This window comes from Ruminococcus sp. SR1/5 (genome assembly GCF_000209835.1).
GTDB classification, from domain to species: Bacteria; Bacillota; Clostridia; order Lachnospirales; family Lachnospiraceae; genus Blautia_A; species Blautia_A fusiformis.
In genome coordinates, this window is the sequence record NC_021014.1 from 3,018,509 (window position 1) to 3,027,502 (window position 8,994).

Here is an 8,994-nt window from a genome sequence, read left to right on the forward strand (position 1 = left end):
TAATAAAAAGAAGAGGATGTCACGTAATCTGCTTTGATTCGTTGGCATCCTTTTTTGACATTTAGTTTTTATGACATTATAGATTTCATAACCTATTTCTTATTTTTCGGTATTCTCTCGGCGAATATCCTTTCAGCTTGTGAAAAAGCCGACTGAAATAAAGCTGGTTATCATATCCGACAATCTTAGAAATCTCATGGATGGAATAAGTTGTTGTTTCAAGTAACATCTGAGCATTGTTGATGCGGATTCCCACAATGAATTGCATTGGTGTAGAACCGGTATATTTTTTGAAATTTCGGATAAACCAGCTGACACTCATGCCTCGTGAGGTAGCATAATCATCAATATTGATATTTTGATTGTAGTTTTCACTGAAAAAGGTAACAGCATTATCCATCTCATGATCAAGGTATTCATTTTTTAATATGTGCTCTCTTGTCAGTTCCCGGTGGAAACTGATCAGAAGATGACGTAGCAAAAGGACAAGCATTTCCTCATAATTGTCTTGACAGCGTTGCAGCTCGATAATGATACGTTTGAAAATTTGTTCATATTCATTAGATGTACCCACTTGAAAGACACGTTCTTTATCCGGAAACCCATATTGACGTAAGATATTTTTCACATTGCTTCCTGTGAAGTGAATCCAGTATACTTCTGTCTTATCTTCTCCGTAATATTCATATTTTTGGAGTTCTTTCGGTCTGTACAGTACAATGTTGCCGGCTGGAACAATCGTTTCATTATTTACATTATCAAAATGAAAATGCCCACAACCAGCAGTGATATATATAATCTGATAATCCAGACGACCCTTTGGACGGTAGGTCGGAAGTTTGGGATGTCTGGAAAGACGGTAAGTACCACAGCTACCTACAATCAGCGGACGACTTTTGTCTTTGAAATCCATATGTGAGTGGTTCAAATAACCGGTGTTCAAATACATAGGACAGCACCTCTTTTCGTACTTTTTATCATTGTATCATTTAGTGCATATTTTGTCTAATCCAATTCATAGACATATTTTGCGAATTAGGATAAGCTATATATAACATAACTAAGGAACGTAAACAAAAAGTAAAGTATAAGGTTTGCTTTAGGAAAACAAAGAACAAAAAAGTATATGTATTGGAGGAGAGCTATTTATGATCGTACCACGTTATTATGAAAATCTAAGCGTACTGCACGAAAACACAATGCCAGCCAGAGCCTATTATATTCCGGCATCCAGAAGAATGGATAACTTGGTGGAACACAGAGAAGAGTCAGATCGTATGCAGTTATTGAATGGAACTTGGAAATTCCAGTATTTTAACAGCATCTATGACATTCAGGATTCTTTCTTTGAGAAGAATTATGATACAGAAAATTTTGATGAGATTCAGGTTCCAAGTGTATGGCAGATGGCTGGATATGATACACATCAGTATACAAACATCCGGTATCCATTTCCGTTTGATCCACCATATGTGCCACAGGACATTCCGTGTGGAGCCTATGTACATACTTTTGAGTACAGTAGAGATGAGAAAGCGCCAAAATCTTTTTTGAACTTTGAAGGAGTCGACAGTTGCTTTTACGTATGGATCAATGGCTCTTACATAGGATACAGCCAGGTTTCGCATATGACCAGTGAGTTTGATGTTACCGATGTACTTCAGGATGGAACGAATACGGTGGCAGTGTTGGTAATGAAGTGGTGTGATGGTTCCTATTTGGAAGATCAGGACAAATTCCGTATGAGTGGTATTTTCCGGGATGTGTACATTTTGAAACGCCCAAAACAGGCAATCAGTGATTATCATATTAAAACAAGAATTGAGGATATGCTTGCGAAAGTAGAAATTGAAATGAAATTCTACTCTCCGTTAAATGTAAAAATTTCGATTGAAGATAGAAACGGAGCAGTTGTAGCACTAGGAAGTATTGCTGAAGAAGGAACAGCTGTATTAGAAATCGCAAGTCCGGAACTTTGGAATACAGAAAATCCATATCTATATAAACTGATTCTTGAAACAGAGAATGAAGTAATTGTAGATCACATTGCATTAAGAAAGATAGAGATTAAAGACCAGGTTATTTATTTAAATGGACAGAAGATTAAATTCCGTGGTGTCAATCGACATGATTCTGATCCGGTTACTGGATTTACAATCAATCCGGAACAGATTACAACCGATCTTACGTTAATGAAGCAGCATAATTTTAATGCGATCCGTTCCAGCCACTATCCGAACGCACCATTTTTCTATGAAATGTGTGACAAGTATGGATTCATGGTAATAGATGAAGCAGATATTGAAGCTCATGGTCCATTTATGATCTACAGAAAAGAAGACACTGATTACAATCGGTTCAAACGATGGAATGAGAAGATTGCAGATGATCCGGTATGGGAAGAGGCAATCGTTGATCGCGTAAAACTCATGGTGGAACGTGACAAAAACCGTTTCTGTATTGTTATGTGGTCAATGGGAAATGAGAGTGCTTATGGCTGCAACTTTGAAAAAGCACTGGAATGGACAAAGAATTTTGATCCAGACCGTATCACACAATATGAGAGTGCAAGATACCGTAATTATGATGAAACATATGATTACAGCAATCTGGATGTGTACAGCCGGATGTACCCAGCGCTTTCCGAAATTCAGGAATATCTGGATAAAGATGGAAGCAAACCCTTCCTTTTGGTAGAGTACTGTCACAGCATGGGAAACGGACCTGGAGATTTTGAAGATTACTTCCAGATGATTCAGGATAATGATAAAATGTGCGGCGGCTTTGTCTGGGAATGGTGTGACCATGCGATTGCTCATGGAACTGCTGAGAATGGAAAGACTATATATGCTTATGGGGGCGACCATGGCGAAGAAATTCATGATGGCAACTTCTGTATGGATGGATTAGTATATCCGGACAGAACGGTACATACAGGACTTTTGGAATACAAGAATGTTTATCGCCCGGCAAGAGTTATTTCCTATAGCAAAGAAAGCGGAGAACTGGTGCTTCATAACTACATGGATTTTGATGACTTGAAAGATTATGTGAAGATTAGTTATGAGCTGACACAGGATGGTCTTGTGATCAGCAAAGGCATACTTCCGGAGTTTTCTGTGGCACCACATGGGGAAGGAAAAACAAACCTGAAGATCAATGTTCCAGAGAATGGGAAATGTTATTTAAAACTTATTTACCATCTGAAAAAAGAATTGCCACTGTTGGATGAAGACCATATTCTTGGATTTGATGAAATTGAGGTAAGTAAAGAGGATACAAAATGTAAACTTGCAGAGAAATGGATACCAAAAACAGTAGTGGACTCTGAATTACAGGTAAATGAAAATGATACACAGATTCATATCAAGGGGCGTGAATTTGCTTATACCATAGACAAACGTACTGCACTCTTTACAGAGATGAAATTCGCAGGGCGGGAATACTTGAACCATCCGATGGAATTAAATATCTGGAGGGCTCCAACAGATAACGATATGTACATCAAGTCTGAATGGAAGAAAGCCCACTATGATAAGGCTTACACAAGAGCCTATACGACAGAGGTTGTGCAGGGAAAACATGGTGTGAAGATTACAAGCCATGCTTCCGTTGTGGCAGAGACAGTACAGAAGATTCTTGATGTGACGATTACATGGAAAATAGAAGCTGCTGGAAAGATTGATGCAGATATTGCAGTAACAAAAGACGATGAATTCCCGGATCTTCCGAGATTTGGTGTGAGGATGTTCCTGGATAAAAAACTTTCAGCTGCACGATACTTTGGAATGGGACCACAGGAAAGCTATTGTGACAAACATCAGGCTGCGAGCCACGGTTTGTATCAGGCAAATGTAGATGATTTGCATGAGGATTATATTCGCCCACAGGAAAATGGAAGCCATTATGATTGTGAATATGTAGAGCTTAACAACAGCCGATATGGAATTGTGGCATCCGCAGAAAAGGCATTTTCATTCAATGCTTCTTATTATACGCAGGAAGAACTTGAGAAGAAAACGCATAATTATGAACTGACAGAATCAGATAGTGTAGTATTTTGCGTTGACTACGCATTAAATGGCATTGGTTCTAATAGTTGTGGTCCAGTTGTATTGGATCAGTACCGATTTGATGATGTATTATTCCGGTTCCAGTTTACACTGATACCGTATGTAAAGGGATAATAAAGTTTCATGTAACCCGTAAACAAGGAAAGAGAGTCTGATTGTTATGTAAAGTCCGGATATACAGAGCAATCAGACAAAAACAGAGAAAAAACTAGAATTAGACATCATACTCTGTTAGACATCTTGAAATTCTAAGTGCGATGAAGATGAGGAGCAAAGAAATTCGATGGAAGAAAAAAGTATTTGAAATGGTATAACAAAATTGGATACGGATCAGGCGATATTGCAGGTAATGTAGTCTATGCGTTCCTGACATCTTTTATGATGGTCTATCTGACGGACTCAGTAGGACTTGCTGCAGGTGTCGTAGGTACCCTGATTGCCGTATCAAAACTATTTGATGGTTTTACGGATATATTTTTTGGATCAATGATTGACAAAACACACAGTAAAATGGGAAAAGCGAAACCCTGGATGCTATATGGATATATTGGTTGTGCCATTACGCTGGTCTGCTGTTTTGCAATACCAGTCAGTTTGGGAACAACGGCTAAATATGCATGGTTCTTTATCTCTTATACACTGTTAAATGGTGTGTTTTATACAGCAAACAATATTGCTTATTCAGCACTTACGTCACTGATTACAAAGAACAGCAAAGAGCGTGTACAGATGGGATCTTACCGTTTTATTTTGCATTTTCAACAAGTCTTCTGATTCAGGCGATTACAGTTGGATTTGTAGATAAATGTGGTGGAGATGCTGCGGCATGGAGAACGGTTGCTATTATCTATGCAATCATTGGTCTGATCGTAAATACGATTTCAGCACTTTCTGTTAAGGAACTTCCGGAGGAAGAACTTAATGAAGGAGAAGTAAAGAATGATAATGAAAAGTATGGAATGGTACAGGCATTCAAGCTTCTTGTCAAAAACAAATATTACATGATGATTTGTGGAACATATATTTTACAGCAGTTATATGGTGCCATGATTGGAGCTGGCATTTATTACATGACATGGGTACTGAAAAATAAGAATTTGTTTGGACAATTTGCATGGGCAGTAAATATTCCACTGATCATTGCCCTGATTTTCACACCGACATTAGTTGGTAAGTGGAAAGGTATGTATAAACTGAACTTAAGAGGTTACGTCTTAGCAGTCATCGGTAGAGCACTTGTTGTTGTTGCCGGATATATGGGCAGTGTTCCGCTGATGATGGCATTTACAGCTCTTGCAGCCTTAGGTCAGGGACCATGGCAGGGAGATATGAATGCAGTTATCGCATCCTGCTCTGAATACACTTATCTTACGCAGGGAAAGAGAATTGACGGAACGATGTACTCTTGTACTTCTCTTGGTGTAAAAATCGGTGGAGGTATTGGAACCGCTGTTGTTGGATGGATGCTTGAGTTCAGTGGATATGTCGGAACAAATGCAACTCAGCCACAGTCTGCACTTGATATGATGCAGTTCATGTATCTTTGGCTTCCGTTAATCTTTGATGTATTGATTATGTTTGTACTTTCAAGAATGAATGTAGAAGATGCAAATAAAAAACTGAAAGCAGAAAAAGGAATTGCTGCAGATGAAGTAACAGATGCATTAGACATAAATTAGAATTGACAGGAGAAAGCGTTGTCTGGTCGTTGCTCGATGAGACAGTGCTTTTTTCTATATATAAAGTGATAGAACTGTATTTTGAAAATAAAAAAGGACCACTTCATTTTTGTGAAATGGCCTTAAGAAAATATTCAGTTTTCACAAAATAGTCCTTTTAGTATTTATACATGGTAAGGATGCTCAAAATATTCAGTGTAGAATACTAAAAGGTCATTCAGATATTTTTTTAGGTTGCTCATTTGCAATTCCTCCTTTCCTTATTTATAAGTTGATTATAAGATAGGTGTAAAAGGATTGCTTGCCAAATCGAAAGAAGATATAGACAAATGTTGCAAAGGGGAGTATTTCATGCAGTTAAAATATGTTGACACAAAAGAGGAGATTATAGCAATAAATAGGAAGTCAAAACATATTGAACCACATCTTCATAATGCACTGGAGATCGTTTGTGTAACAAGTGGATCATTAGAACTTGGTGTCGGACAGGAACTATACCATATGGAAAAAGGAGATATAGGCTTTGTATTTCCAGATGTTATTCATCACTATCAGGTACTGACACCCGGTGTAAATAAAGCGACTTATCTGATTGCATCGCCATTTACGATAGCCAAATTTGCAGATATCATGCAATCCATGGCTCCTGAATACCCAATCATCAAAGCGGAAAAGGTTGAACCGGAGGTATATAGGGTTATAAATGCAATTTTAGAGACAGAACAGTCGGATATTACTGTTGCACAGGCATATCTTCAAATTGTGTTGGCACGCTGCATAGGAAAATTAAATTTGGTAGAAAAGAGCAGTGTGGGGAGCAACGATCTTATTTACCAGACAGTTTCCTATATATCAGCAAATTTCAAGAAGAAGTTTTCGTTGGAAGAGATGGCAAAAGACCTGGGCGTGAGCAAATATGTTTTATCCAGACTCTTTTCCAAGACATTCCATAGAAACTTTAATCAATATCTTAATGATGCAAGGCTGAACTATGCATGCCATCGTTTGGAAAATACGAGTGATTCTATTACAAATATTTGTCTGGATAGTGGATTTGAAAGTCAGAGAACGTTTAACCGAGTATTTAAAGAAAGATATAAAATATCACCAAGTGATTATCGAAGTACTTGTGTGAAAGAGATGTTGTCATAAAAGGTTCTGTTGATCGAAATATTTACTTTGATTTTACAGTGCTATGTATTTGATTTCATGTGTGGATGATATAATAAAAAATATTTGTAGAAAATAGCGCTTTATTTTATTATGAAAAGAGTAAGGTGTATTCTAAAGAAACAAGAAAGGCAGGGCGCATATGAACATGATAAAATCCATAATCGATTTTAATGAAAAAAAGGATTCATCTGTGATATGGATGGTGTGATCTATCATGGCAATCAGATATTGCCAGGTGTTCCAGAATTCATCCAGTGGTTGCATGATGAAAAGAAAGAATATTTGTTTTTGACAAATAATAGTGGATATACACCACGAGAATTAAATCAGAAACTGGCTAGGATGGGACTTGATGTGCCAGAAGAACATTTTTATACCAGTGCATTGGCAACAGCCGCATTTTTAAAAGAACAGGCGGCAGGCTGTTCGGCATTTGTGATAGGAGAAGCCGGCCTGTTAAATGCACTTTATGATGTAGGTATCACAATGAATGATGTAAATCCGGATTATGTTGTTGTGGGAGAGGGACGCTCCTATTCATTGGATACTTTAACGAAAGCAACGAATTTAGTTCTGAAAGGTGCAAAGCTGATCGGAGCAAACTCAGATGTTTCTGGACCGATTGAGAACGGCATTGCTCCTGCTTGTCGTGCATTGATTGCACCTATAGAAATGGCAACAGGTACACAGGCATATTTCTGTGGGAAACCGAATCCACTGATGATGAGAACAGGATTGAATATGCTTGGATGTCATTCAGCAGAAGCTGTAATGGTTGGGGATCGTATGGATACAGATGTGATTTCAGGAATGGAAAGTGGTATGTCTACTGTATTGGTTCTCTCTGGATGTTCAACGAAGGATACACTCAAAACTTATGCTTATCTTCCGACAATGGTATTGAATGGAGTGGGAGATATCGCCAGTATGGCAAAAGCAAAAGAGGAATAGTGTGATTAGGCAAATACCAGGAGGTAAAGTATATGATGAAACTTGATAATTTTGTAGGAATGATGACAGGACATTTTGATAATAAGGATCAATTTAATAAGATGCAGGCAGAAGGGAAAACATATCCATATGCGGAACATGTAAATACAATCTGTAATGACAAAATAAATAACCTTCCTGAAGATTTCAAAGGAAAATTTGTTGTTGAAGAGAGTTATTATGAAATTAATGGAAAACGTCATGCATCTCCACATCTTTTCCTTATCACGGAAATAGAACAGGGAATTTTACTTTCTTCTTATAAAATTCCAAAAGGAGAAGATAAAAATACATTTTCATATGATTCTATGAAGAATGTTGATTACTCTAAACTAGAAAAATCTGAAAAATTTAATCCGGCACTTTATCATGAAAAGGACGGAATTTGGGAGGGAGGCAGCACAAGCCAGTTCTCTCCGGTAATGACATTCAAACTTTGGGAAAAGTTTTCCAACAATTTTCTGGAAGTATCGGAAAGCATGGAAGTTAATGGGAAGAGAACTTTTGGATATGATGAACCAATAATTTATAAGCGTGTATAATCAAAGGTCTGCATATTGGGATGAACTTCAGTTTGTAGAGGACTCGATGAATTTGCGTAATATTGGGCGTTACATGAATGTTAATTTAAGAAAATAATATGGTAAGCAAAAGCGGGATAACTTTTCAAATATAAAAATAAGCGATATTATAAAAATTCTTTTTCAATTAAAAATAAGAAATAATTATCTGCCGCACGACGGCAAAAGAAAAAAGCCGTCGTACAGCAGTCATTTGACACGCCCGTATAAAACGGCGGCTTTGACTTTTCAAAGTCGCTGTTTCTTTGCGTTTACGCCAACTTATCATATTGAGTGAAGTATCGAAAGTGATTGAAATAGACTTAATCCTGGAGGAATATTTCAACGCAGCATGATAAAAAATAGAATAGTAGTGATAGAAAAAAGTACAAATAAGAATCGAACATTTGTACTTTTTTCTTGCGTTAATCTATATACTTTCAAAAATTTATTTGATATAATAGGGACTGTTACAAGAACAAACAGTAAAAATATGACAGGACCGGAGGTTAGTATTTT

5 protein-coding genes and 1 pseudogene are annotated in these 8,994 nt (G+C 37.3%); 5 read left to right on the top strand and 1 reads right to left on the bottom strand.

Features of this window, described 5'->3' with window-relative positions; translation table 11 throughout:
- Positions 1–85 precede the first annotated feature (85 nt).
- Positions 86–913 (bottom strand): AraC family transcriptional regulator, encoded by an 828-nt coding sequence (locus tag CK1_RS15185; protein ID WP_502685112.1) that lies wholly within the window; start codon positions 911–913, stop codon positions 86–88.
- Positions 914–1,148: 235 nt separating this feature from the next.
- Between CK1_RS15185 and CK1_RS15190 the strand changes: the two genes are divergently transcribed.
- The 5 genes and pseudogenes from CK1_RS15190 to CK1_RS15210 all read left to right on the top strand — a co-directional run bounded on the left by CK1_RS15190 (position 1,149) and on the right by CK1_RS15210 (position 8,457).
- Positions 1,149–4,187 carry a glycoside hydrolase family 2 TIM barrel-domain containing protein gene (locus tag CK1_RS15190; RefSeq protein WP_015527042.1) on the top strand — a complete coding sequence of 1,013 codons (3,039 nt, stop codon included), beginning with the start codon at positions 1,149–1,151 and terminating at the stop codon, positions 4,185–4,187.
- Positions 4,188–4,454: 267 nt separating this feature from the next.
- Positions 4,455–5,752: pseudogene (locus CK1_RS15195) on the top strand (MFS transporter).
- Positions 5,753–6,103: 351 nt separating this feature from the next.
- Positions 6,104–6,904, top strand: coding sequence for a helix-turn-helix transcriptional regulator (locus tag CK1_RS15200; protein ID WP_015527044.1), 801 nt, complete (start codon positions 6,104–6,106; stop codon positions 6,902–6,904).
- Between the two features lie 216 nt (positions 6,905–7,120).
- Positions 7,121–7,876: an HAD-IIA family hydrolase gene (locus tag CK1_RS15205; protein WP_009268651.1), complete on the top strand. Its 756-nt coding sequence runs from the start codon at positions 7,121–7,123 to the stop codon at positions 7,874–7,876.
- 32 nt (positions 7,877–7,908) lie between these two features.
- Positions 7,909–8,457, top strand: coding sequence for a hypothetical protein (locus CK1_RS15210; RefSeq protein WP_015527045.1), 549 nt, complete (start codon positions 7,909–7,911; stop codon positions 8,455–8,457).
- The last annotated feature ends 537 nt before the right edge of the window (positions 8,458–8,994 follow it).

What these genes read in the sequence shown, in the direction of transcription:
- CK1_RS15185 (WP_502685112.1), bottom strand. Translation starts at nt 913, where the DNA reads ATGGATTTCAAAGACAAAAGTCGTCCGCTGATTGTAGGTAGCTGTGGT.
- CK1_RS15190 (WP_015527042.1), top strand. Translation starts at nt 1,149, where the DNA reads ATGATCGTACCACGTTATTATGAAAATCTAAGCGTACTGCACGAAAAC.
- CK1_RS15200 (WP_015527044.1), top strand. Translation starts at nt 6,104, where the DNA reads ATGCAGTTAAAATATGTTGACACAAAAGAGGAGATTATAGCAATAAAT.
- CK1_RS15205 (WP_009268651.1), top strand. Translation starts at nt 7,121, where the DNA reads ATGGATGGTGTGATCTATCATGGCAATCAGATATTGCCAGGTGTTCCA.
- CK1_RS15210 (WP_015527045.1), top strand. Translation starts at nt 7,909, where the DNA reads ATGATGAAACTTGATAATTTTGTAGGAATGATGACAGGACATTTTGAT.